Origin of the sequence: Rhodobacter sp. (genome assembly GCA_020637515.1) — a bacterium.
Classification (GTDB): domain Bacteria; phylum Pseudomonadota; class Alphaproteobacteria; order Rhodobacterales; family Rhodobacteraceae; genus Pararhodobacter.
In genome coordinates, this window is the sequence record JACKKG010000001.1 from 1,325,684 (window position 1) to 1,349,903 (window position 24,220).

Consider the following 24,220-nt stretch of genomic DNA (forward strand, 5'->3'; position numbering starts at 1 on the left):
GGTTACTCCGTGGGTTCGGGCAGGTGGGTGCCCTTGACGGTGCGGGAATGGCCGCGGAACTCGGCAATCGGGGTGCCGGACTGATTGGTGACGCGCACGTCGTAGATGCCGCCGCGCCCCTGGCGCCAGACCTCTTGCGCGGTGGCGGTCAGCAGGTCGCCCTCGAACGCCGGGGCCAGGAAGCTGACCGCGGCCATCTGCGCCACGGTCCGCTGGTTGTAGGTGTTGCAGGCAAAGGCAAAGGCGCTGTCGGCCAGCGTGAAGATATAGCCGCCGTGGCAGGTCTTGTGGCCGTTGGTCATCTCGGGCCTAACGGTCATCGTCAGCGTCGCCTGACCGGGCGCGACGAAATCCAGCGACATGCCCAGATGTCGGCTCGCGTTGTCATCGGCCAGCATCGCCTGCGCGCTGGCCCGGGCAAGGTGATCGGGGGTCATCGTCCCGTAAACTCCGCTGGGCGTTTGTCGAGGAAGGCGGCCACGCCCTCGGCATAGTCGGCGCTTTCGCCGCAGGCTTTCATCAACTGTTCCTCCAGGTCCAGATGCGTGTCCAGCGACTGGTTCGCGGCGGCCTGGATCGCGCGCTTGGTCTGGGCATAGCCAAAGGTCGGCCCCTGGGCCAGGCGCGCGGCCAGGGCCCGCGCCTCGGTCATCAGCGCCGCGTCGGGCAGGCATTGCCAGATCAGCCCCCAGGATTCCGCCTGCTTCGCTCCGAGGGGCATCGCGGTCAGCGCCAGCCCCTTGGCGCGCTGTTCGCCCAGAAGCCGCGTCAGGTTCCAGCTGCCGCCGGTGTCCGGGATCAACCCCACCTTGGAAAACGACTGGATGAATTTCGCGCTTTCGGCCGCCAGCACCAGATCGCAGGCCAGCGCCAGAGACGAGCCCGCCCCGGCCGCGACCCCGTTCACGGCGGCGATCACGGGCTTGTCCAGCGCGCGGATCTGGCGCACCAACGGTGCCCAGAAATTGCGCACCGTCGCCCCCAGATCGGGCGGGCCATCCATCTTGCGTGGGTCGCGGTCGCCCAGGTCCTGCCCGGCGCAGAACCCGCGCCCCGCACCCGTCAGCAGGACAGCGCGCACCGCCGCATCCCCGGCGGCGCGGGTCAGCGCGGCCCGCAGCCCAAGGTGCTGGGCCTCGTTGAAGGAATTCAGCCGCTCGGGGCGGTTCAGCGTGATTTCCATCACGCCGTCGGTCAGGGTCACCAGAACAGGGGTGGCCGCGTCGTGCGATTCGCTCATGATCTCCTCCGGGCGCCGAGCCTGCGCTGCCTTGATCTTGCATAGGCCGACCGAGCGGTCAATCAATTTTCCGCCGGGTGCGGCGGTTCGGGATGGTGTTGCACCGGTCCGCGTGGCATCACCCCGGACATGCGACCGACCCCGCCGCCCCTGATGATCGCCGGAGCCAACAGCCGTGTCGGGCGGCTGCTGAAGGGCGCCGGTCTGCCCGCCGCCTGGGCCCAACGTGGCCCCGGCGCCGATCTGGACTGGCCGATCCTGGACGGGCCTGCGCCGCTGACGGACTGGTGCGCGCGCTACGGGGCGCCGGGCGCGCTGGTCGTGCTGGCAGGCGTCACACCGGGGCAGGGGGCGGCGATCGATGACAACCGCGCACTGGGCCTGGCGGCATTGCAGGCGGCGCGAGCGGCGGGGATCGGACGGGTGCTGCTGGCCTCGTCCTCGGCGGTCTATGGCCGGCACCGTGCCGAGCCCTGGGCCGAGGACGCCGCCTGTGTCCCGCCCTCGGCCTATGGGCAGGCCAAGCTGGCGATGGAACGTGCCTGCGCAGGGCCTGGCGTCACCATGCTGCGGATTGGCAATGTCGCCGGCGCGGACGCGCTGCTCACCAATCCGCGCCGGCCCCTGCTGCTGGACCGGTTCGCCGACGGCAGCGGCCCGGTGCGCAGCTATATCGGTCCGCAGACCCTCGCGCGGGCGCTGACCGCCCTGGCCCTGGCCCCCGCGCTGCCGCCGGTTCTGAACATCGGCGCGCCGCGGCCCGTGGACATGTCCGACCTCGCGCAGGCGGCGGGCCTGCCTGTCGAACGCCGTCCCGCGCCGCCGCAGGCCATTGCCCGGCTGACCCTGTCCATCGACCGGCTTGAAACCCTGATGTCCTTCGCTGATACGGACAGTTCCGCGCAGGGCCTGATCGCTCAATGGCGCGCCTGCCAGGAGGACCGATGACCCCGCTCAAACGCGCCTTCGACCTGTGGACGGCGGCCATGATCACCCCGTTCGTGGTGCCCATGGTGATCGTCTTCGGTCTGATCGTGCTGATCCGCGACGGCCGCCCGGTGTTTTACGGCGGCGAGCGGATGAAAACCCCGACCCGGGGCTTCCGGTTGTGGAAATTCCGCACCATGCGCGTCGATGGTGCGGACCGCGGCGTCTCGGGCGCGGACAAGGCGGACCGCATCACCCCCTTCGGCGCCTGGCTCCGGCGGCGGCGCTTCGACGAATTGCCGCAGTTGTGGAACCTCTGGGTGGGGGACATATCGGTCGTCGGCCCGCGCCCGCCGCTGCGCGAATACGTGGAACGCTTTCCGGCGATCTACAACCAGGTGCTGAAGAACCGGCCGGGACTGACCGGCCTCGGCTCCATCTATTTCAGCCGGCATGAAAGCCGGCTGCTGGCCCGCTCGACCTCGGCCCAGGAAACCGATGCGATCTATTGCCGGGCCTGTATCCCCAGAAAGGCCCGGCTCGACCTGATCTACCAGCAGAACCAGAGCTTTTGCCTGGACCTCGAGGTGATCCGCCGGACGCTCTTTCCTTCGGCCCGCTGACGCCAGCACAGGGCGCCGCGCACGGGGTTTCCAAAGGGGGGCGTGGCCCCCTTTGGCGCGGGGGTTTGGGGGGCGCGCAGCCCCCCAACGCTCACTCGCTTGCAAAGGCCGCGTCCGGCATCCCCGGCAAGGCGGCGATCAGCGCGCGCACATGACCCCGTGCCGCCGCCTCGGCCTCGTCTGGCCGCCCCGCCGCCACCGCTGTGACCAGCGCCCGCCGCGCCGCGCGCCCGGGCGGCCGGCTCGCCCTGAGCTGGGCCCGGATCAGATGCACCTGAAGCATCGGCAACAACCGCTCCAGTTCGGCATTGCCCGCCAGAACCGTCAGCGCCCGGTAATAGCGCGCCCTCGCCCGGGGCCGCTCGTCGTCGGCGGCCGCGTCGTAGTCCGCCGCGGCAGCGACCAGCGCCGCCGCATCCGCACCGCCCAGGACCGCCTCGGCCGCCTGCCGGGCGGCCAGGCCCAGCAGGGGATCCGTCACCCGCAGCACGTCGCAGGTCGCCCGCCGCGTGAGGTGGCGGATCTGCGCGCCCCGGTGCGGCGCCTGCACCACGATCCCCGAAGCCGCGAGCCGCCCCAGCCCCTCGCGCACCGTGGACCGCCCCAGCCCGGTGCGCGCCATCAGGTCGGGTTCGGCCAGTCTCTGGCCGGGCACATAGCGCCCCTCCGCCAGCCCCTGCAACACCTCGCGCACCAGCACCTCGGGCCGCGAGGGAGGGAGCGCGCTCACCGTTGCACCATGGCCCAGGCGATATCGGCCAGCGGCGCGGCAACCTTGCCCATCTCGGCCGCCTTGGGGTCGTTTGCGGTGCCTTCCTGCGCGCGCTTGGCGATGCCCTGGACGATGGCGGCAATGCGGAACAGGCTGAGGATGACGTAGAAATCGAAATTCGCCGGCCGCTGGCGGCCTGTCTTGCGGCACCACAGGTCGATATAGGCGTCCTCGGTCGGGATCCCGGAGCCGGCAAGATCGGTGCCGCCCAGCCCCCGGAAAATCCCCGGCACGATCCGCCAGACCATGACGTTATAGGCGAAATCCGCGAACGGATCGCCCAGCGTGGCCAGTTCCCAGTCCAGCACGCCCAGAACGCGCGGCTCGGTGGGGTGGAACATCAGATTGTCCAGACGGAAATCGCCGTGCGCGATGCGCACCTCCTCGGGCGCGGTCGGCAGGTTCTGCGGCAACCAGTCGATCAGCCGGTCCATCGCCTCGATCCGCACCGTTTCCGACGCGCGATACTGTTTGGACCAGCGCGTCACCTGCCGCTCCACATAGCCGCCCTGGCGGCCGAAATCGCCCAGCCCGATCGCCAGCGGATCGACCAGCGAGATACGCGCGATCGTGTCGTTCATCGCCTCGAAGATCGCGCCGCGCTGGGCCGGGGTCATGTCGGGCAGCCGCGGGTCCCACAAGGTGCGCCCTTCAAGATGCTCCATGACGAAGAACATCGACCCCATGACGCTGTCGTCCGTGCACAGGCCCAGCATCCGGGGCACCGGCACATCCGTCTGCCCCAGGGCCTGCATCACCCGGAATTCGCGGTCCACCTGATGGGCCGAGGGCAACACCTTGCCCACCGGCTTCTGCCTGAGAACGTATCGCCCCGATGCGGCGTCGATCCGCCAGGTCGGATTCGATTGCCCCCCCGTCAGCCGTGTCAGCGTGAGAGGTCCCCGGAACCCCGCGACATGCGCTTTCATCCAGCGGGTAAGGTCTGCTTCGGCCATCGCGCGCTCCTGCTGCTTTGCGGCAGGATGCCCGCAGCGGGTGGCTTTCGTCAAGCCGGATCGTCAGACGATCTTGTCAGATGCGATCCGGCGCGCTAGGCTTGCCCCAGCACAGGAGGAAACCATGGTCCCCGACAAATCCGCCCGCGTCCTCGATTACGAAGCCCGGCTCAAGGCCTTCATGGACGACCATATCTATCCCAACGAAGCGCAGTTCCTGCGCGAGGCCGAGGAACTGGGCCCCTTCGCGGTCTATCCGATGTTCGACCGGCTCAAGCCCAAGGCGCGCGAGGCCGGGCTGTGGAACCTGTTCCTGCCCGAGTCCGATCGTGGCGCCGGCCTGTCCAATGTCGAATACGGCTACCTGTGCGAGATCATGGGCCGCAGCCTGCTGGCGCCCGAGGTGTTCAACTGCAATGCCCCGGACACCGGCAACATGGAGGTGATCGAACGGTATGGCACCGACGAACACCGCGAACGCTGGCTGAAACCCCTGCTGAACGGCGAGATCCGCTCGTGCTTTGCGATGACGGAACCCGGCGTGGCCTCGTCCGACGCGACGAACATCGAAGCCGAGATCCGGCGCGACGGCGACAGCTATGTCATCAACGCCCACAAATGGTACACGACCGGCGCCTCGAACCCCAAGACGAAGATCTGCATCTTCATGGGCAAGACCGATCCCACCAACCCCGACCGTCACCGCCAGCAGTCGATGATCCTGGTGCCCATGGACACGCCCGGCATCACCGTGACCCGCTCGCTGCCGGTTTTCGGTTACTACGGTGTGCCCGACCGCGCGTCGGAAGTGCTGTTCGAAAACGTCCGTGTGCCGGCCTCGAACATCCTGCTCGGCGAGGGGCGCGGCTTCGAGATCGCGCAAGGGCGCCTCGGACCGGGCCGCATCCATCACTGCATGCGCACCATCGGCCTGGCCGAACGCCTGCTGGAAACGATGATCGACCGCACGCTGCAACGCGTCGCCTTCGGCAAGCCGGTGGCCGAGCAGGGCGTGACCCGCGAACGCATCGCCCAGGCGCGGATCATGATCGACCAGTGCCGTCTGCTGACCCTGCACGCCGCCCACAAGATGGACACCGTCGGCAACAAGGAAGCCAGGGCCGAGATCGCGATGATCAAGATCGCGGCGCCGACCATGGCCTGCCAGATTGCCGACTGGGCCATCCAGGCCTGCGGTGGCGGCGGCACCGGCAATGATTTCGGCACCGCGCTGGCCTATGCGGGCCTGCGCACCCTCAGGCTGGCCGACGGCCCCGACGAGGTCCACCGCGACCAACTGGCCCGCATGGAGATCAAGAAGCGCAAGGGCCTGAACCATCCGGGGTGGGAACCCATGGTCACCAGCCGCGGCCGCAACCCCGCGCTCGATGCGTAAGCGCGCGCCTGAGGGCCGCGTCGATTGCGTATTTGCAACAAGGTGAGGGGGCAGTTGAGAACAATTTGATTCAAAGTGTTCATCATCTTGTCCAAAATACGCTCGGGGGGTGAGCCCGAAGGGCGAGGGGGGCAGACGGCCCCCCTGACCGGGTTTCCACAAGGAGAGGCGTCATGACAGAGTTCACCGGCAAGACCGCCATCGTCACCGGCGCCGCTGGCGGCATCGGGCGGGCCACCGCCTTGCTGCTGGCACGCAAGGGCGCGTCGGTGGTGGCTGCGGATGTGAACCCGGCGGTGCGCGACACCGCGTCGATGATCCGCGACGCGGGCGGCCGGGCCGAGGCGGTGGTGACCGATGTCGCCACCGACGCCGGGGCCGAGGCCTTTGTCGGCGCCGCCATCGACCGCTTCGGCGGGCTCGACGTCCTGCACGCCAACGCCGGCATCACCGGCGGCCTGGTGCCCCGCCTGGACGAGGACAGCGCGACGTTTCTCGAGGTGTTGCGAGTCAACCTGCTGGGCCCCTGGGTGGCGATCCGCACGGCGCTTCCGCACATGACGCGGGGCGCGGCGATCGTGTGCACCGCTTCGGTCGCGGGGTTGCGGGCCGGCGCGGGGCCGATCGCCTATTCGGCCTCGAAGGCGGGGGTGATCAATCTGGTGCAATCCACCGCCATGGCGCTGAGCGGTCGCGGCATTCGCGTGAACGGAGTGGCGCCAGGGCTGATCGATACGCCGATGACCGCCTTGCTGTACGATGACGCCCGCGCCAAGGGGCGCGAGGACCGGATCGGGCAGTTGAATCCCACCCGTCGCGGCGGTCAGCCCGAGGAAATCGCCGAAGCGGTCGCCTGGCTGGCCTCGGATGCGGCCGGATATGTCAACGGGCAGGTTCTGGCCGTTGACGGCGGATTGTCGGCGCAGCATCCCTTTACGCCGAAGTGGTCGTTATAGAAAGGGGGGCGGACATGAGTCTGACACGGGACCAGGCGCGCGCCGCAATGGCGGCGGTCTTTGCGGCGGGGCGCGCCGGCGGGATGCGCCCGCTGGCGGTTGCGGTGGTGGACGCAGGCGGCCATGTGGTCGCCTTCGAACGCGAGGACGGCGCGCCCGTCGGCCGATTCGAGGTCGCCCGCGCCAAGGCCCATGGCGCGGTCATGATGGGCATGGGCGGGCGCGCGCTGGCCCGCCTGGCCGAGGGGCGGCCGGTCTTTGCCCAGACCCTGGCGGGGGTTTTTGACGGCAAGCTGCTGCCGGTGCCGGGTGGCGTGCTGTTGCGCGACGCCTCGGGCGCCATCGTCGGCGCGCTGGGCGTCAGTGGCGACACCTCGGACAACGACGCCGAGGCCGGGCTCGAGGGGGCCGTCGCGGCAGGGTTCACCGGCGAGGCGTGAGCCCCCTTTCCTTCACCCGTTCAGCGCATTAGGTTGGCCCCAACGCAGTCAGCCGCAGGAACGAGACATGCCGCGCAAGCGTCCGGTCGTCGGGGTTATCGGGAACAGCGCCCTCCTGAACGAATCCTACCAGGTGCACGCCGGGGGCACGATGAACTCGGTCGCCGTGGCCGAGGTCGCGGGCGCCATGCCGTTGCTGATCCCTGCCGATCCGCACTACGTCTCGGTCGAGGAACTGCTCGATGTCTGTGACGGCTTCCTGCTGACCGGCGGGCGGCCCAACGTCCATCCCGAGGAATACGGCGAGGAACCGACGCCCGCGCATGGCGATTTCGACCGGTGCCGCGACGCGATCACGCTGCCGCTGGTGCGCGCCTGCGTCGAACGGGGCCAGCCCTTTCTGGGTGTCTGCCGCGGCTTTCAGGAGGTCAACGTGGCCATGGGGGGCACGCTGTATCCAGAGATCCGCGACCTGCCGGGCCGGATGAACCACCGGATGCCGCCCGAGGGCACGCTCGACGAGAAATTCGCCCTGCGCCATACCGTCACCTTTACCGAAGGCGGGCCGTTCCACGGCCTGTTGGGCGCGCGCGAAGTGATGACCAACACGCTGCACGGGCAAGGGATCAAGGACCCCGGTGCGCGCATCGTCATCGATGGCTATGCCCCCGACGGCACGCCCGAGGCGATCTATGTCAAGGATGCCCCCGGCTTCACGCTGGCGGTGCAGTGGCACCCCGAATACAACGCCGCCGCCGACCCGGTCTCGCGCCCGTTGTTCGCGGCCTTTGGGCAGGCGGTGCGCGCCTGGGCCCAGGCGCGCTAGGCGCGTCCAGCACCCGTCGGAACCGCGTCGCGGTGGGGATCGGCAACCCGGACCCGGGGGTCCGCCCCCCTCAGATCGCCGAAGAATGCCCGGTTTTCGCCATCGCGTAGGCATCGAAATGAGTGGCGATCATGCGCGTCAGGGCGCGGCCCTCGGGGGGGATGGACAGCCCTTGCGAATCCACGGTGACGAAGCGGCCGAATTTCTCGGCCACGGGGGCGAACAGCGCCGACAGCGCGGCGCGCGTCAGGCCGAAATCGCGGGTGATCTCATCGGCCGAGATGCGAAAATCGCACATCAAGGCCTCGATGATCCGGGCGCGCAAGCGGTCCTCGCCCCGGAATGCGTGGCCGCGCGCCGTGGCAAAGACCCCCTCGCGCACCGCCTTGGTCCAGCCCGAGGTCGCCGCGTTCATCTGCGCATAGCCTTGCGGGAACCGCGAGATCGACGACGCGCCCAGCCCGATCAGCACCTCGGCGGTGTCGTCGGTGTAGCCCTGGAAATTCCGCCTGAGCGTGCCGTTGCGCGCCGCCACCGCCAGGCCGTCGCCGGGCCGTGCGAAATGGTCGATGCCGATGGCCTGATAGCCGTCCCAGGTGAACAGCTCCTGCGCGGTCTCGAACAGTTCGAGCCGTTCCTCGGGGCGGGGCAGGGTGTCGGACGGGATCATCTGCTGGCGCCGCGCCATCCAGGGCACATGCGCATAACCGTAAAGCGCCACCCGGTCGGGCGACAGCGACATCAGCTTCTGCACCGAATCGGCCAGCCGGATGCGGCTTTGTTGCGGCAGGCCATACAGGATATCGGCGTTCAGACTGTGAACGCCGCGCGCGCGAATCGCCTCGACAGCGGCCTGCGTGACCTCATAGCTCTGGTCGCGGCCGATGATCGCCTGGATGTCGGGGTCGAAATCCTGCACCCCGATCGAGGCCCGGTTCATGCCGAATTCGGCCAGCGCGTCCAGCCGTGCGCCGTCAATTTCGTTCGGGTCGATTTCGACCGAGAATTCGGCATCCTTGCCCAGCGGCACCACGTCGAAGATCGCCGCCGCCAACGCGCGCATCGCGGGCGCGGGCAACAGCGTCGGCGTGCCGCCGCCCCAGTGCAGGCGCGACAGGGTGATGCCCTCGGGCAGGGTGGCCTTCAGCAGGGCCAGTTCCTGCTTGAGCGTTTCCACATAGGCCAGCACCGGATCGTCGGAACTGGTGCCCTGCGTGCGGCAGGCGCAGAACCAGCAAAGCCGGCGGCAGAACGGCACATGCAGATACAATGAAATGCGGCTTCCCGGCGCGATCGCGGCGATCCATCGGGCGAATTGCGCGGCACCGACCTCGGTCGAGAACTGGGGCGCGGTGGGATAGCTGGTGTAACGCGGAACGCGCGCGTCAAAGAGACCCAGTCGGGCGAGTTGCGATACGGTGTTCATTGCCCTAGATTGTCGCGCGACCGCCGACAGGCCTTGACATAGATCAATTCGATGCCGAAATCCCAGCTTGCTCCCTTGAAATTTACACATGTGCAATGTGGCGACTGCCCCATTCGGCACCGCGCGGTCTGCGCACGCTGCGACGAGGACGAACTCTCGCGCCTCGAAGAGACGAAATATTACCGCAGTTTCGAAGCCGGGCAGACGGTCGTGTGGTCGGGCGACCGCATGGATTTCGTCGCCTCGGTGGTGTCCGGCATCGCCACGCTGACCCAGACGATGGAGGACGGGCGCCGCCAGATGGTCGGCCTGTTGCTGCCGTCGGATTTCGTCGGCCGCCCGGGCCGCGAGACCGCGCCCTATGACGTCGTCGCGACCACCGATCTGGTGATGTGCTGTTTCCGCAAGAAACCCTTCGAGGATATCATGGTGACCACGCCGCATGTCGGGCAGCGGTTGCTGGAGATGACGCTCGATGAACTGGACGCGGCGCGCGAATGGATGCTGCTGCTGGGCCGCAAGACCGCGCGCGAGAAGATCGCCAGCCTGATCGCCATCATCGCCCGGCGCGATGCCTCGCTGAAGATGGCCAAGAGCGAGGGGCGCGTGGTGGTCGATCTGCCGCTCACGCGTGAGGCGATGTCCGAGTATCTGGGCTTGACGCTGGAAACGGTGAGCCGCCAGATCAGCGCCTTGCGCAAGGACGGCATCATCGAGATCGAGGGCAAGCGCCACATTATCATTCCCGATTTCGACCTGCTGGTCGAAGAGGCGGGCGACGACAGCGACGGCGGTTTCCTGGTTTGATCCGGCTAGGCCCGCTGTCGGCCGCCGGTCGCCGCGTGTCGGGCTGCATGGCCGTGCCCGGAAATGGTCTGGCCCGCGTCGTAATTCTGCCGCCGATTTCTGATACAACCACAAGGTGATTCTAGAAACGGGGACACCTTGAAGATGAGCTCGGCTGGCGCCTTTGACTGGGATCAGGATTTCGATACGCTCGTGCACGCGCCGTCGCGCATCCCGCGCAGCCACGCTTTGGACGAATACCCGGCGCGCATCGCGCGGACCGGGGCGGACGCAGCCGTGACGCGGGCGCAGGCCCGTCCCGAGGCCCGCGCGGTCTCACCCTTGCGGTCCTGGGTGCGGTCCTCGCTGCCCTTCGTGGCGGGGCTGGTGATCGGTCTGGGCGCGGCGTGGCTGGCGACGGACCGGATGGGCCTGATCGCGCGGCCGGGAACGGCGCACGCGCCGTCGGCCCTGACGATGCCCGCCGGGCTGGTCACCTACGATCAAAGCCAGTTTGACAACTTCCGCGCGGGGATCGTCGGGTTCAGCGACATCGAGCTGCGCGCCTATGCCCGCCGCACCTTGCAAGACATCCGTGCGGTGGACAATCCGATGTCGGCCTCGATGCTGGATGCGCTGGTGCTGGTGCGTCAGGAAATGGATCGCCGTGGCCTGCGCACGGCCGCCGATCTGCCGCGCGTCCACTAGGCGATATATCGCTAACATACTGGCGCGCCACAAATTCTCCACGCTTCGCCCCTGATGCCGCCACGCTTATTGCGCAGGCTTGGCTGGACGCGGGCGGCACCGGGCCCCCGCCGATCGGAGGAGAACCGCCATGAGCAAGACCCGTCGCCAGAAACGTGCCCTGCGTCGCAGCCGCGAAAACGTGACCCTCTATCTCTATGGTTCGGACCGCGAAGGAGCGATGCGCAGCCCCGCCGCCTTTGGCGGAGGCGGGGCCGGCGGCGTCGCCTGCTGAGCCACGGCATCCACCACGCACCGGCAAGGGCCTTGCCGGAACGCGCGCGCCGTGACCGCGGCCCGCCACATCCGCGCGGCGCCGATCCCGTCGATGCGCGGCCCCCGTGCAGCCGGGCCTTCAAGCGGCAAGTCCGTCCGGCAAAGGGCAGGGGCGCCGCGTCGCCGCGCCCCCGCCAGGTTACGCCGGCGCCAGATTACAGCGCGATGCGATACAGCGCGAAGCCGTTTGCGCCGTCGCCTGCCGGCTCCACCTGCAAACCGCGCGCCCGCAGATCATCGACGTATTGCGCCGCCGCCGGGCCGGTCTCGAACAGGACCGAGGTGCCGGGCATGGGCGCAAAGCCCCAGTTGCCATCCGCCGCCGGCGCGATGGTTCCCTGTTCGACGATATAACGCACGATGATGTCGCGGTTGGTGTCCGGGGCGCGGAACACGATGGTCGATCCGTCAGCGCCCGGGAAATGCCCGCCGCCGCCGGCCCGGTAGTTGTTGGTGGCGACGATGAACTCGGCCGTTTCATCGATCGGCGCGCCGTCGAACATCAGGTTGACGATCCGGTGCGCATCGGGCGCGACGATGTTGCCGTCGTTGTCGTAGCGCGAGGGTTGGCCCAGGTCGATCTGATAGGTGACGCCGTCGATCACGTCGTAATTGTAGGACGGGAACGAGGGGTTGAGCAGGATCTGGTCGGCGCCGCCGGGGGTGATCTGGTTGAACATCCCGGCCGAGCGTTCCAGCCACTCGCGCACCTGCGCGCCGGTGATCCGCACCGCCATCAGCGTGTTGGGATAGAGATAGAGATCGGCCACGTTCTTGATCGCGACCGGCCCCACCGGCACATCGGTATAATACTCGGGCCCGCCGCGTCCGCCCGCCTTGAAGGGCGCAGCCGCCGACAGGACCGGAAGCGCGGCGTGTTCGGTGCCCGACAGGATGTCGGAGACATACCATTTCTGCGCTTCCGACACGATCTGCACCGAGGGATCGTCCGCCACCAGCGCGAAATAGGAATAGAGCGGCACCGAGGTCTGCCCCACCTCGGCCCGGACATAGGCGAGGGTCGATTCATGCGCCGATTCGGTCGCCTCGACGATGGGTTGCCAATCCGACACCAGCGCCGTGATCGAGCGGTCCTCGTTCCGCTGCGAGATCGGCCGGGTCGAGCTTTCCGACGTGTCGATGCGCCAGGAATTGCCGTCGCGCGTCAGCATCAGGTCCAGAATCCCCAGATGCGAGCCCCAGAACCCGGCCATGACCGCGGGTTTGCCCATCAGCGTGCCGGCGTCGGCGTCAATCCCCTCGCCCGAGAAGGTGGCGGACGGGAACACCAGGTGCTGGTGGCCGCAGACCAGCGCGTCGATACCGTCCACGCCCGCCAGATAGAGCGCGGCGTTTTCCATATACTCGTCGAACGTCGAATCCGAGATGCCGGTATGCGCCAGCGCGATGATGATGTCGGCGCCTTCCTCTTTCATCTGCGGCACCCAGGCGCGGGCGGCCTCGACGATGCCGCGCACGGCAAAGTTGCCCTCGAGATGTGCGCGGTCCCACTGCATGATCTGCGGCGGCAGGAAGCCGATGAAGCCCACCTTGATCGGCAGCGCGGCGCCCGCGCCGTCGGTCAGCATCCGGTCGAGGATCACATAGGGCGGCAGGTGCAACTGGTCCTCGCGCGGGGTCGGCCCCAGCGAGCGGGCAAAGTTGGCGCAGACGATGGGGAATTCGGCGCGCGCATTCACCAGGTCCAGGAACCCGACGCCATAGTTGAATTCGTGGTTGCCCAGCGTGCCGGCGTCATAGCCCAACGTGTTCATCGCGGCCATGATCGGGTGCAGGTCGCCCTCGTGCATCCCGTGCGAATAGGCCATCCAGTCCCCCATCGGGTTGCCCTGGAAATAGTCGCCGTTGTCCACGGTCAGGGTGTTCGTAGCCTCGGCCCGGATCGCGGTGACGATCGACGCCGTGCGCGCCAGCCCCAGCGTGTCCGAGGGGCGGTCGGCGTAATAGTCATAGGCCTGCGCGTGGCAGTGCAGGTCGGTCGTGGTCAGGATGCGCAGATGCGCCTGCCCTGCGGCGGCCCGGGCCGAGAACGGGTGCAACAGAATCAGGCCGGCGGTGGCGGTGGTCGAGGCCAGGAAAGCCCGGCGCGAAAGGCGGTGCATGGTGAACTCCGGAATGAGTGAGTCGTTTCTGCGGCGAAGGCGCCATGGTGAACCCGGCACGGGATTGCGGCAAGGAATTTGACCGCCGGGTCCAATTCTGTGTTGGCACGCCCGCGATTCCGTCATCGCGCTGCCGCGTGTCACGGCCATGACACCGCCCGAATCGTGTCCCGTTTCTTGCCATATTCCGCACGCATTCTGATTCCGTGCAAATCAAGTGGAGTGCTTCCGATGCGAATTCAGGCTTACGACAGCGACCCGGCCACGGGGTCGCGGCGCTGGGCGCAAGCCCATTCCCATCATCGCGCCCGCCCTGTCGCGGTTTCCCGCAAGTCATGGCTCTGTCCGAGAAAGAATACCATGTCCCCCTTTCATTTCCTGAAAGACCAGTCCGGCGCCGTTACCGTGGATTGGACCGTTCTCGCCGCAGCCATCGTCGGGCTGGGCATCTCTGCCGTCAGCGCGGTTCGCACGGGGGTGATCGACCTGGGCGACGATATCGAGGCCGCGCTGTCCTCGACCACCGTTGCCAGCCTGGGTATGCTGGGGGGCAATGGCTGGAGCTATTCGCCGCTCTATGCCGGGATCACCATGGACTGGATGACCGGCGACAGCGGGCTCATCGCGCAGATTTCGGCGTGGAACTATACGTCCACGCAGTTGCAGTCAGCCTATGACAGCTATGCCAACGCAGCCCGCAGCTACATCAGTTCCGGCAATGCCAGTTTCGCCGGGTTGATGGTCGATCACATGTATGCCGTCGAGCAGGTTCTGGCCAACCAGGGCGCCAGGCCGAACGACAGCTCCACCTCGGTTCAGACGATGTATTTGGCCGTGACGTCGATGTAACGCCGCCAGCCGGGCAAGCCACCACCGACACCCGAACCACCAGGCCCGGCAGGCCCCCGGGGCCGCCGCGCCCGTGGTCTGCGTGGGCGCCCTGCGCCCGGGCGATCAGTGCGCCAGGAACACCGCGTGCCGTGCGTTTTCCAGCACGTTGCGGGTGGCGCCGCCCAGGATGGCCTCGCGCAGGCGCGAGTGGCCGTAAGCCCCCATCACCATCACCGAGGCATCGGTATCGTCCATGTGCCGCATCAGCACATCGGACACGCGCGGCATCGTCTTGGCCAGCACCGAGACTTCGGCCCGGACCCCGTGGCGCGACAGCATCTGCGTCAGCAACCCGCCCGGGTCTGACCGTTCGGGGCTGTGCACCGGCGGGTTGACCACCACGACCGAGACGTGATCGGCCGCCTGCAACAGCGGAAGCGCGCGGCGCACGGCCGAAAGGGCCTCGTTCGACTGGTTCCAGGCGATCATCACGCGCTTGCCGAAATCGGGCACCAACCCCTGCGGCGGCAGCACCAGAACGGCGGCCTGCCCCTCGAACAGGGCGGCCTCGATCACGGCCTCCTGCGTCGGCATGGTGTTTTCGCCATAGGGCTGCTGCTGGATCACCAGATCGGAAAAGCGTGCCCTGAGGCCGACCAGCGCGGGCAGGCCGCCGAACTGGACCACCGCCGATTCCGCGCCCCAGCGCAGCGCCTGCCCCTCGAACAGGCGGCGCGTCCGTGACTCGAGGACCGACGCATCGGCCTGGGCCCGTTCCAGCGTCTCTTGCAGCAGGATCGGCGAGGCGCCCATGTAGAACCCGCCCGCCGGCGTCATGTCCACGCCCAGGCAGCAGGCCGTCAGGTGGGATTCGTGCCGCGTGGCGAAACGGATGGCTTGCGGCAGCGTCGCGTCGATTTCCGCTTCGCTGCCAAGGAAGGTCAGGATAGACTTGTAGTCCATTGCGCATTCTCCTCTCCGGGGCCGATTTGGCGGGTGCGGCCGGGCCCCGTGTTTCCTGCTGTAGCCTTGGCGGCGAGTCGGCGCGCCGCCATGATCTCAATCAACCGTTGCGCTCACGATGACTTGACCTGAATCAAGGTTTCGGTAAGGCCAAGGCCGGATAACGGCAACGGCGGAACAGGCCCCGAGTCTACCCAGACGAGGGGGAAACGCCAACGAATTGAACAAAGGGACGCAAACAATGTGGGATTACGTCAAGCTGATCGTGCTTGCCGCCGTCGCGGTTCTTGCCGCGGTGGCAGCCAGTCACGCGCGTGACCTCGCCTACCTGACGCACATGATCATCTTCATGGGCGCCGCGGTGGTGTTTTTCCTGTGGCAAATCCGCCACATGGGGGAAACGGTTCATAATCAAAACGAATATCTGGACGGCGTCGTGCGCTATGGCGTGGTGGCGACGGCGTTCTGGGGGGTCGTCGGCTTTCTGGTCGGCGTGGTCATCGCGTTCCAGTTGGCGTTTCCGTCGCTGAACCTGGAACTGCTGCAAGGCTTCGGCAACTTTGGCCGTCTGCGCCCGCTGCACACCTCGGCCGTGATCTTCGCCTTTGGCGGCAACGCGCTGCTGGCGACGTCGTTCTATGTGGTGCAGCGCACGACCGCGGCGCGCCTGTTCGGCGGCAACCTGGCGTGGTTCGTGTTCTGGGGCTATCAGGTCTTCATCCTGATGGCGGCGACCGGCTATGTGCTGGGCTCGACCCAGGGCCAGGAATACGCCGAGCCCGAATGGCTGACCGACCTGTGGCTGACCATCGTCTGGGTCGCCTATCTGCTGGTCTACATGGGCACGCTCATCAAGCGCAAGGAACCCCACATCTACGTCGCCAACTGGTTCTACCTGTCGTTCATCGTGACCATCGCGATGCTGCACGTGGTGAACAACGTCCAGATACCCGTGTCGTTCTTCGGCTCGGATTCGGTTCCGGTCTGGTCGGGTGTGCAGTCGGCGATGGTGCAGTGGTGGTATGGCCACAACGCCGTGGGCTTCTTCCTGACCGCGGGCTTCCTGGGGATGATGTATTACTTCATTCCGAAACAGGCCGAACGCCCGGTCTACAGCTACAAGCTGTCGATCATCCACTTCTGGGCGCTGATCTTCCTGTATATCTGGGCGGGTCCCCACCACCTGCACTATACGGCGCTGCCGGACTGGGCGCAGACGCTGGGCATGACCTTCTCGATCATGCTGTGGATGCCGTCCTGGGGCGGGATGATCAACGGCCTGATGACGCTGTCGGGGGCCTGGGACAAGCTGCGCACCGACCCGGTGATCCGCATGATGGTCGTGGCCGTGGGCTTTTACGGCATGGCGACCTTCGAGGGTCCGATGATGTCGATCCGCGCCGTCAACTCGCTGTCGCACTACACCGACTGGACCATCGGGCACGTTCACTCGGGCGCGCTGGGCTGGAACGGCATGATCACCTTCGGCGCCCTCTATTACCTGGTGCCGAAACTGTGGAAGCGCGAGCGCCTCTACAGCCTGTCGCTGGTGAGCTGGCATTTCTGGCTGGCGACCATCGGGATCGTGCTTTACGCCGCCTCGATGTGGGTGACCGGCATCATGGAAGGTCTGATGTGGCGTCAGGTTGACGCGCAGGGCTTCCTGGTCAACTCGTTCGCCGACACCGTGGGCGCCAAGTTCCCGATGTATGTCGTCCGTGCCCTGGGCGGAACGCTGTTCCTGACCGGCGGTCTGATCATGTGCTACAACCTGTGGATGACCGTGCGGAAGGTGGGCGAAGCAAAGCCCTCGACCGCCACGGTTGCCGCTGAATAAGCGGAGGGTGAAATGGGTATTCTCAATCATCACAAGAAAATCGAGACGCACGCCACCCTTCTGCTGGTTCTGAGCTTTCTGGTCGTGACGATCGGTGGCCTGGTTCAGATCGTGCCGCTGTTCTACCTGCAGAACACGATCGAGGAAGTGCAGGGGATGCGTCCCTATTCGCCGCTGGAATTGGCCGGCCGCGAGATCTACGTCCGCGAAGGGTGCTATGTCTGCCACAGCCAGATGATCCGCCCGATGCGCGACGAGGTCGAGCGTTATGGCCACTACTCGCTGGCGGCGGAGTCGATGTATGACCATCCGTTCCAGTGGGGGTCCAAGCGCACCGGGCCGGACCTGGCCCGCGTCGGTGGCCGCTATTCGGACGAATGGCACGTCGCCCACCTGCGCAACCCGCGTGACGTGGTGCCGGAATCGGTCATGCCGCCCTATGCGTTCTTGCTGAATCGCCCGATCACCGGGCAATACATCCAGGACCTCATGAGCACCTATCGTCTGGTCGGCGTTCCCTACACCGACGAGGAGATCGCGGCCGCGCCCGAGGATTTTGTCAACCAGGCGGATGCCTTCGCCGATCATACCGGTCTGCTTGAGCGGTATCACGGCGCCCAGACCCGCAACTTCGACGGTCAGCCCGAACTGACCGAGATGGACGCGCTGATCGCCTACATGCAGATGGTCGGCACGCTGGTGGACTTCAATACCTTCGTGCGCGATGCGAGCCGCTGACAGGGAGGGCAGGGCATGGAACTCTACACTCTCCTTCGGCACTTTGCCGACAGTTGGTATCTGCTGTTCATGACGATGTTCTTTGTCGGCGTGATTGCCTGGGCCTGGCGCCCCGGCAGCCGCCCGACGCAGGACGAAGTGGCGACCAGCATCTTCCGCAATGACGACAGACCGGCTCGGGAAGGGGGGGACACCCCCGCCCGCAGCCTGAGCCAGGGGGCACAGTGATGGCCACACCGAACAAGAAACAAGACCAGCAGACCACGGGCCACTCCTGGGACGGCATCGAGGAGTTCGACAACCCGCTGCCGCGGTGGTGGTTGTGGATCTTCTACGCAACCATCCTGTGGTCGATCGTCTACTGGGTCCTGTATCCGGCCTGGCCGATGGTCAGCCGCGCGACCGCCGGGGTGCTGGGGTATTCCTCGCGCGCCGACGTGGATGCCGAGATGGCCACCTGGGACGCGGAAAACCAGGTCTGGTATGACCGCCTGGTGTCCACCGCGCCCGACCAGATCGCCGCCGATCCCGAACTTCAGCGGTTCGCGGTGAACGCGGGGGCCGCGGTGTTCCGCGCGCAGTGCTCGCAGTGCCACGGTGCCGGTGCGGATGGCGTGCGGATGGGCTCGGGTTTCCCGAACCTGCTGGACGACGAATGGATGTGGGGTGGCACCATGGACGACATCGTCCAGACCGTCACCTACGGTATCCGGAACGAGGATTTCCCGGATACGCGCTATTCGGAAATGCCGTCCTTTGGCCGCGACCAGCTGCTGACCGAAGACCAGATCAACGAGGTCGTCCAGCATGTGCTGGCGCTCTCGGGGCAGCCGCATGACAACGCTCTCGCGACGGCCGGTGAGCAGGTGTTCCTGGACAACTGTGCCTCGTGCCACGGCGACAACGGCGCCGGCGACACCTTTGTCGGCGCGCCCGCGCTGAACAACGCGATCTGGCTCTACGGTGGCACCGAGGCCGATATCCGCGCGACGGTGACGAACGCCCATTTCGGCATCATGCCGGGCTTTGCCAACCGTCTGCCGGAAGCGCAGATCCGCGCTGTGGCGGCCTATGTGCACCAGCTGGGCGGCGGTCAGTAAGGTTTGAGAATCTGGCGTCCCGGGCAACCGGGGCGTCAGGGGCTGCACCGGCTCCGTTCCTGTTCGCGCGTTTCCCGGGGCCGGTGCAGTCACAAGATCGACAAGGCGCGCCCGGTCGTCCCGCCGGTGCGCGCCTTTGCCGCATTTATTCGGTTTCCTCGATTCGGATTTTTGATGCAAGTCAAGGATGCGTGTCGCGCGCCGTGCGATTGACCATCAAGGCCACCCCGAAGGGAGCGATTCCGTGAGTTCCACCGACCCGCACAATGAACCCGAGATTCTCTATGCTGCCCGCGAGCCGGTCTTTCCGCGCCGCGTCAAGGGCAGCTTCCGCACCCTCAAGTGGTGGCTGATGGGGCTCATGCTGGGCCTTTACTACATCACCCCATGGATTCGCTGGGATCGCGGCCCGGCGATGCCCGACCAGGCGGTGCTGGTGGATCTGGGGAACCGCCGCTTCTTCTTCTTCATGGTCGAGATCTGGCCGCACGAATTCTATTTCGTCGCGGGCCTGCTGATCATGGCCGGGATCGGGCTGTTCCTGTTCACCTCGGCGCTGGGGCGCGTGTGGTGCGGGTATGCCTGCCCGCAAACCGTCTGGACGGACCTCTACATCCTGGTGGAACGCTGGGTCGAGGGCGACCGCAATGCGCGCCTGCGGCTGTATCGTCAGTCCTGGGGCGCCGAGAAAATCCGCAAATACGGCACCAAATGGTTGCTGTGGCTGCTGATCGGCATGGCCACGGGGGGCGCCTGGGTGTTCTATTTCACCGACGCGCCCACGCTGCTGCACGATCTGGTGACGCTGAATGCCCACCCGGTCGCCTATGGCACGATCGCGGTGCTGACCGGCACGACCTTCCTGTTCGGCGGGTTCTTCCGCGAACAGGTCTGCATCTACGGTTGCCCCTGGCCGCGCATCCAGGCCGCCATGATGGACGAGGACACGATCACCATCAGCTACCGCGAATGGCGCGGCGAGCCGCGCGGCAAGCAGCGCAAGGGCGAGGCCGAGGACGCCCACGGCGATTGCATCGACTGCATGGCTTGCGTGAACGTCTGCCCGATGGGGATCGACATCCGCGACGGCCAGCAACTGGCCTGCATCACCTGCGGGCTGTGCATCGACGCGTGCAACGACATCATGGACAAGATCGGCAAACCGCGCCACCTGATCGGCTACATGGCCCTGACGGACGAGACCCGCGAGCGCGGCGGCGAGGCGCCCAAGTCGATCTGGAAACACGTCTTCCGTCCGCGGACCATCGTCTACACGACGCTGTGGGCCGGTATCGGGCTGGGCCTGCTGGTGGCGCTGTTCCTGCGCACCGATATCGACATGTCGATCTCGCCGATCCGCAACCCGACGCATGTCGTGCTGGGCGATGGCTCGGTTCGCAACGCCTATGACATCCGGCTGCGCAACATGTTTGCCGAACCGCGGCAGTTCTTCCTGACCGTCGCGAACGATCCGTCGATCACCTTGACGATGGAGGGCGTGCAGGGCCAGATGGTCACGGTCGGACCGGACGAGCAGTTGAACCAGCGCGTCTATCTGACGGCCTCGGCCGGCACCGATCCCGCCCGCGAGGCGACGACGCCGGTGCGCATCTGGGTCTCGGTCACGGGCGAAACCGCCCGCATCTATGGTGACACGGTCTTCAATGGGAGCGGCCAATGAGCGCGCAACGGACACAGGGTCGCGAGCTGACCGGCCGGATGGTGCTGGCCATCACGGTCTCGGCCTTCGCGGTCATCATCGGGGTGAACCTGGTCATGGCCTGGTTCGCGATCGAAACCTTCCCCGGGCTCGAGGTCGAGAACACCTATGTCGCCAGCCAGGGCTTCAACCAGCGCCTGCGCGAGCAGCAGGCGCTGGGCTGGACCACGGACGCCGAGCTGGTCGGCGGGCACCTGACCGTGCGCATCACCGATCCGACCGGCGCGCCCGCGCGGATCGCCTCGTTGAGCGGCATCCTGGGCCGGCCGACGACCGAACGCGAGGATACCGTGCCGCAATTCCGCTACGAGGGCGGCACCTATGTCGCCGACGTCGATGTCGATTACGGCAACTGGGACCTGCGGCTGACGGGCCACGCGATGGATGGCACCGAATACGACCTGCGCGTGGGCCTGATCCACCGGCAGGGATGATCCGACCATGACCGACACCCTGCACGGTCCCGCCCCGATTTCGGCCTGCCCGGCCTGCATCGCCACGCCTTCGGCGTTGGACCGGGCGCAGGCGGCCGCGAACGCGATCGGCGCGCGGATCATGCTGTCGGTGCCCGACGCCCATTGCGCGGTCTGCATCACCACCATCGAAAGCGACCTGGAAAAGATGCCCGGCGTGAAGAGCGCGCGCCTGAACCTGACCCTGCGCCGCGTCTCGGTCGAGGGCAACGCCGAGGTGACGCCCGCCGCCGTCATCGCGAAACTGGAATCGCTGGGCTATCCGGCCTTCGAGCTCGACTCGGGTCAGTTGTCGATGACCGAAACCGACCGGCAGGGGCGCGACCTGCTGATGCGGCTGGGGGTTGCCGGGTTCAGCATGATGAACATCATGCTGCTGTCCGTGGCGGTCTGGTCGGGCGCGACCGACGCGACGCGCGACCTGTTCCACCTGATTTCCGCGATCATCGCCGTGCCGACCGTCGCCTTTTCCGGCCAGCCCTTTTTCCGCAAGGCCTGGGCCGGGGTCAAGGCGCATCGCCTGGACATGGATTTCCCGATTTCGCTGGCGATCCTGCTGGCGACCGGCATGTCGCTTTTCGAAACGTTGAACGGCGGCGCGCACGCCTATTTCGACGCCGCGGTGATGCTGACCTTTTTCCTGCTGGCGGGGCGGTATCTGGACTTTCGCACCCGTGCCGTCGCGCGCTCGGCCGCGCAGGAACTGGCGGCGCTGGAAGTGCCGCGCGCGATCCGCCTGACGGGCAGTGACGAAGAGACCGTCTCGGTCGCCGATCTGGTGCCGGGCGATCTGGTGCTGGTGCGCCCCGGCGGCCGCATTCCCGTGGACGGCGTGATCGTCGCCGGGCAATCCGAACTGGACCGTTCGCTGCTGACCGGCGAGACGCTGCCCGTCTTTGCCGGCGCGGGCCTGGTGGTTACGGCGGGCGCGGTCAACCTGACGGGGCCCCTGACGGTGCGCGTGACGGCGGCCGGAAAGGACAGTTCGCTGCACCGCATGGCCGATCTGGTGGCGGTGGCGGAAAACGCCCGCAACAAATACACCACCCTGGCCGAACGCGCGGCGCGGCTCTATTCGCCATCGGTGCATATCCTGGCCTTTGGCGGCTTCCTTGTGTGGATGTGGCTGACCGGGGGCGACGCGCGCCACGCGCTGAACATCGCCGCGGCGACGCTCATCATCACCTGTCCCTGCGCGCTGGGGCTTGCGGTGCCGGCGGTGGTCACGGCGGCCTCGGGCCGGCTGTTCCGGCAAGGGCTGCTCATCAAGGATGGCTCGGCGCTGGAACGCCTGGCCGAGGTGGACACCGTCGTCTTCGACAAGACCGGCACCCTGACCATGGGCACGCCGGAACCCGTGTCGCTGGACGATATCCCCGACCAGGACCTGGCCATCGGCGCCGCGCTGGGGGCTGCGTCCTCGCATCCTTTGGCGCAATCGCTGGCGCAGGCGGCGCGGGCGCGCGGCGTGATCCCCGTGCTGCTCGAGGATGTGGCCGAGGTTCCCGGCCACGGTGTTCAGGCGCACTGGAACGGGATGCGCGTGCGTCTGGGGCGCGCGAACTGGGTGGGCGCAGAGCCGCTCGAGGTGACCGCCGCCTATCTGGCCATCGGCAACCGCGCGCCGCGCGCCATCGCCTTTGCCGACCGCTTGCGCGACGGCGCGGCCGAGGCCGTCACCGCGCTGAAGGCGCAGGGCCGGCGGGTGGTGCTGATCTCGGGCGACGTGCCCGGCGCGGTGCGCGATCTGGCCCTGCGGCTGGGCATCGACGACTGGCAGGCCGAGGCGCTGCCGCAGGACAAATCCGACGCCATCGCGGCCATGCAGGCGCAGGGGCACAAGGTTCTGATGGTGGGCGACGGGCTGAACGACACGGTGGCGCTGACCACGGCGGATGTGTCGATCTCGCCGGCCTCGGCGCTGGACGCGGCGCGGGTCGCGTCGGACATCGTGTTGCTGGGGCAATCGCTGGCGCCAATCCCCGTGGCGCATCGCATCGCCACCCGCGCCGTGCGCCGCATCCGCGAGAATTTCGCGATCTCGTTCGGCTACAACATCATCGCCGTGCCGATCGCCCTGGTGGGGCTGGCCTCGCCGCTGATCGCCGCCTTGGCAATGTCGGCCTCGTCGATTACGGTCGCGCTGAACGCCTTGCGGCTGAGGTAGGATAGGTCATGGACATTCTGGCTGTGCTGATCCCCGTGTCTCTGTTGCTGGGGCTGGGGGGGCTGTTCGGGTTCTGGTGGACGCTCAGGCGGGGCCAGTACGAGGATCCCGAGGGCGACAGCCAGCGCATCTTGCGCGGCGACTACGACGACCACCCAAAGGCGTGAAGCGCCTGACCCGGGGTTGACCTTTGCCCGGTCCGGGCCCTTATTACCCTCAACGGGAACCCCAACGAAAAGAGGACACCATGTCGTTCACCCTGCCCGATCTGCCCTATGCCCACGATGCCCTGGCCGCGCTCGGCATGTCCAAGGAAACGCTGGAATACCACCACGACCTGCACCACAAGGCCTATGTGGACAACGGCAACAAGCTGATCGCCGGCACCGAATGGGACGGCAAGTCGCTGGAAGACATCGTCAAGGGCACCTACAAGGCCGGCGCGGTGGCGCAGAACGGCATCTTCAACAACGCCTCGCAGCACTGGAACCACATGCAGTTCTGGGAGATGATGGGCCCGGGCGAGACCAAGCTGATGCCCGGCGCGCTGGAAGCCGCGATCGTGGACAGCTTTGGTTCGGTGCAGAAATTCAAGGACGATTTCGCCGCTGCCGGCGCGGGTCAGTTCGGCTCGGGCTGGTGCTGGCTGGTCAAGGACACCGACGGCGGCCTCAAGGTCACCAAGACCGAAAACGGCGTGAACCCGCTGTGCTTTGGCCAGACCGCTCTGCTGGGCTGCGATGTGTGGGAACATTCCTATTACATTGACTTCCGCAACAAGCGCCCGGCGTATCTGACCAACTTCCTGGACAAGCTGGTCAACTGGGAAAACGTCGCGGCGCGCCTGGCCTCGGCCTGATCGCTTTCGACCGGCGCATGTGCGCAACGGAATGGGAA

The 24,220-nt window shown here is 67.1% G+C and carries 26 protein-coding genes; 19 read left to right on the forward strand and 7 right to left on the reverse strand.

Annotated features, from left to right (window positions below):
• Positions 1 to 2: 2 nt before the first annotated feature.
• Both paaI and H6900_06400 read right to left on the reverse strand, forming a co-directional pair.
• Complete coding sequence (paaI, locus tag H6900_06395; protein MCC0072905.1) at positions 3 to 437, reverse strand: hydroxyphenylacetyl-CoA thioesterase PaaI; 435 nt, start codon at positions 435 to 437, stop codon at positions 3 to 5.
• Entirely contained in the window at positions 434 to 1,240 is an 807-nt protein-coding gene (locus H6900_06400) for a 2-(1,2-epoxy-1,2-dihydrophenyl)acetyl-CoA isomerase (GenBank protein ID MCC0072906.1), read from the reverse strand. Before H6900_06400 ends, paaI begins: the two co-directional genes overlap by 4 nt.
• Before the next feature lie 129 nt (positions 1,241 to 1,369).
• Here H6900_06400 and H6900_06405 point away from each other — a divergent pair, with 129 nt between their 5' ends.
• Both H6900_06405 and H6900_06410 read left to right on the forward strand, forming a co-directional pair.
• Entirely contained in the window at positions 1,370 to 2,188 is an 819-nt protein-coding gene (locus H6900_06405; GenBank protein MCC0072907.1) for an NAD-dependent epimerase/dehydratase family protein, read from the forward strand.
• Positions 2,185 to 2,790: a sugar transferase gene (locus tag H6900_06410; protein ID MCC0072908.1), complete on the forward strand. Its 606-nt coding sequence runs from the start codon at positions 2,185 to 2,187 to the stop codon at positions 2,788 to 2,790. The genes H6900_06405 and H6900_06410 overlap by 4 nt, the downstream gene beginning before the upstream one ends.
• Positions 2,791 to 2,881: 91 nt before the next feature.
• Here H6900_06410 and H6900_06415 read toward each other — a convergent pair whose 3' ends face one another.
• Both H6900_06415 and H6900_06420 read right to left on the reverse strand, forming a co-directional pair.
• On the reverse strand, positions 2,882 to 3,520 hold the full coding sequence (locus H6900_06415; GenBank protein ID MCC0072909.1) for a GntR family transcriptional regulator: 639 nt from the start codon (positions 3,518 to 3,520) through the stop codon (positions 2,882 to 2,884).
• Complete coding sequence (locus tag H6900_06420) at positions 3,517 to 4,518, reverse strand: phosphotransferase (protein MCC0072910.1); 1,002 nt, start codon at positions 4,516 to 4,518, stop codon at positions 3,517 to 3,519. Before H6900_06420 ends, H6900_06415 begins: the two co-directional genes overlap by 4 nt.
• Before the next feature lie 124 nt (positions 4,519 to 4,642).
• Here H6900_06420 and H6900_06425 point away from each other — a divergent pair, with 124 nt between their 5' ends.
• The 4 genes from H6900_06425 to H6900_06440 all read left to right on the forward strand — a co-directional run bounded on the left by H6900_06425 (position 4,643) and on the right by H6900_06440 (position 8,136).
• On the forward strand, positions 4,643 to 5,914 hold the full coding sequence (locus tag H6900_06425; protein MCC0072911.1) for an acyl-CoA dehydrogenase family protein: 1,272 nt from the start codon (positions 4,643 to 4,645) through the stop codon (positions 5,912 to 5,914).
• A 173-nt stretch (positions 5,915 to 6,087) separates the two neighbouring features.
• On the forward strand, positions 6,088 to 6,870 hold the full coding sequence (locus H6900_06430) for an SDR family oxidoreductase (GenBank protein MCC0072912.1): 783 nt from the start codon (positions 6,088 to 6,090) through the stop codon (positions 6,868 to 6,870).
• Between the two features lie 14 nt (positions 6,871 to 6,884).
• Complete coding sequence (locus H6900_06435; GenBank protein ID MCC0072913.1) at positions 6,885 to 7,310, forward strand: heme-binding protein; 426 nt, start codon at positions 6,885 to 6,887, stop codon at positions 7,308 to 7,310.
• Positions 7,311 to 7,377: 67 nt separating this feature from the next.
• Positions 7,378 to 8,136, forward strand: coding sequence for a gamma-glutamyl-gamma-aminobutyrate hydrolase family protein (locus tag H6900_06440; GenBank protein ID MCC0072914.1), 759 nt, complete (start codon positions 7,378 to 7,380; stop codon positions 8,134 to 8,136).
• A 70-nt stretch (positions 8,137 to 8,206) separates the two neighbouring features.
• Here the strand turns inward: H6900_06440 and hemN are convergent, their stop codons facing one another.
• Entirely contained in the window at positions 8,207 to 9,562 is a 1,356-nt protein-coding gene (gene hemN, locus H6900_06445) for an oxygen-independent coproporphyrinogen III oxidase (protein ID MCC0072915.1), read from the reverse strand.
• Between the two features lie 51 nt (positions 9,563 to 9,613).
• Between hemN and H6900_06450 the strand changes: the two genes are divergently transcribed.
• From H6900_06450 to H6900_06460, 3 genes are all read left to right on the forward strand, one after another.
• Entirely contained in the window at positions 9,614 to 10,369 is a 756-nt protein-coding gene (locus H6900_06450; GenBank protein MCC0072916.1) for a Crp/Fnr family transcriptional regulator, read from the forward strand.
• A 144-nt stretch (positions 10,370 to 10,513) separates the two neighbouring features.
• Positions 10,514 to 11,056 (forward strand): hypothetical protein, encoded by a 543-nt coding sequence (locus tag H6900_06455; GenBank protein ID MCC0072917.1) that lies wholly within the window; start codon positions 10,514 to 10,516, stop codon positions 11,054 to 11,056.
• A 130-nt stretch (positions 11,057 to 11,186) separates the two neighbouring features.
• Complete coding sequence (locus H6900_06460) at positions 11,187 to 11,330, forward strand: hypothetical protein (GenBank protein ID MCC0072918.1); 144 nt, start codon at positions 11,187 to 11,189, stop codon at positions 11,328 to 11,330.
• Positions 11,331 to 11,526: 196 nt separating this feature from the next.
• Here the strand turns inward: H6900_06460 and H6900_06465 are convergent, their stop codons facing one another.
• Entirely contained in the window at positions 11,527 to 13,494 is a 1,968-nt protein-coding gene (locus tag H6900_06465; GenBank protein ID MCC0072919.1) for a bifunctional 2',3'-cyclic-nucleotide 2'-phosphodiesterase/3'-nucleotidase, read from the reverse strand.
• 360 nt (positions 13,495 to 13,854) lie between these two features.
• Here H6900_06465 and H6900_06470 point away from each other — a divergent pair, with 360 nt between their 5' ends.
• A complete protein-coding gene (locus H6900_06470; GenBank protein ID MCC0072920.1) occupies positions 13,855 to 14,343 on the forward strand; it encodes a hypothetical protein in 489 nt (162 codons plus the stop codon).
• Between the two features lie 105 nt (positions 14,344 to 14,448).
• Here H6900_06470 and H6900_06475 read toward each other — a convergent pair whose 3' ends face one another.
• A complete protein-coding gene (locus tag H6900_06475) occupies positions 14,449 to 15,288 on the reverse strand; it encodes a universal stress protein (GenBank protein ID MCC0072921.1) in 840 nt (279 codons plus the stop codon).
• A 241-nt stretch (positions 15,289 to 15,529) separates the two neighbouring features.
• Here H6900_06475 and ccoN point away from each other — a divergent pair, with 241 nt between their 5' ends.
• The 9 genes from ccoN (at position 15,530) to H6900_06520 (ending at position 24,182) form a co-directional block, all read left to right on the forward strand.
• Complete coding sequence (gene ccoN / locus H6900_06480; GenBank protein MCC0072922.1) at positions 15,530 to 17,125, forward strand: cytochrome-c oxidase, cbb3-type subunit I; 1,596 nt, start codon at positions 15,530 to 15,532, stop codon at positions 17,123 to 17,125.
• 12 nt (positions 17,126 to 17,137) lie between these two features.
• The gene (gene ccoO, locus H6900_06485) at positions 17,138 to 17,863 is read left to right on the forward strand and encodes a cytochrome-c oxidase, cbb3-type subunit II (GenBank protein MCC0072923.1); all 726 of its coding nucleotides are present in this window, start codon (positions 17,138 to 17,140) and stop codon (positions 17,861 to 17,863) included.
• 15 nt (positions 17,864 to 17,878) lie between these two features.
• Positions 17,879 to 18,091 (forward strand): cbb3-type cytochrome c oxidase subunit 3, encoded by a 213-nt coding sequence (locus tag H6900_06490; GenBank protein MCC0072924.1) that lies wholly within the window; start codon positions 17,879 to 17,881, stop codon positions 18,089 to 18,091.
• Positions 18,091 to 18,963, forward strand: coding sequence for a cytochrome-c oxidase, cbb3-type subunit III (gene ccoP, locus H6900_06495; GenBank protein MCC0072925.1), 873 nt, complete (start codon positions 18,091 to 18,093; stop codon positions 18,961 to 18,963). Before H6900_06490 ends, ccoP begins: the two co-directional genes overlap by 1 nt.
• Before the next feature lie 187 nt (positions 18,964 to 19,150).
• On the forward strand, positions 19,151 to 20,644 hold the full coding sequence (ccoG, locus tag H6900_06500; protein ID MCC0072926.1) for a cytochrome c oxidase accessory protein CcoG: 1,494 nt from the start codon (positions 19,151 to 19,153) through the stop codon (positions 20,642 to 20,644).
• Positions 20,641 to 21,117, forward strand: coding sequence for a FixH family protein (locus H6900_06505; protein MCC0072927.1), 477 nt, complete (start codon positions 20,641 to 20,643; stop codon positions 21,115 to 21,117). The genes ccoG and H6900_06505 overlap by 4 nt, the downstream gene beginning before the upstream one ends.
• A gap of 7 nt (positions 21,118 to 21,124) precedes the next feature.
• On the forward strand, positions 21,125 to 23,323 hold the full coding sequence (gene cadA / locus H6900_06510; GenBank protein MCC0072928.1) for a cadmium-translocating P-type ATPase: 2,199 nt from the start codon (positions 21,125 to 21,127) through the stop codon (positions 23,321 to 23,323).
• Between the two features lie 8 nt (positions 23,324 to 23,331).
• On the forward strand, positions 23,332 to 23,490 hold the full coding sequence (gene ccoS, locus H6900_06515; protein MCC0072929.1) for a cbb3-type cytochrome oxidase assembly protein CcoS: 159 nt from the start codon (positions 23,332 to 23,334) through the stop codon (positions 23,488 to 23,490).
• Between the two features lie 80 nt (positions 23,491 to 23,570).
• Positions 23,571 to 24,182: a superoxide dismutase gene (locus tag H6900_06520; protein ID MCC0072930.1), complete on the forward strand. Its 612-nt coding sequence runs from the start codon at positions 23,571 to 23,573 to the stop codon at positions 24,180 to 24,182.
• Positions 24,183 to 24,220 lie beyond the last annotated feature (38 nt).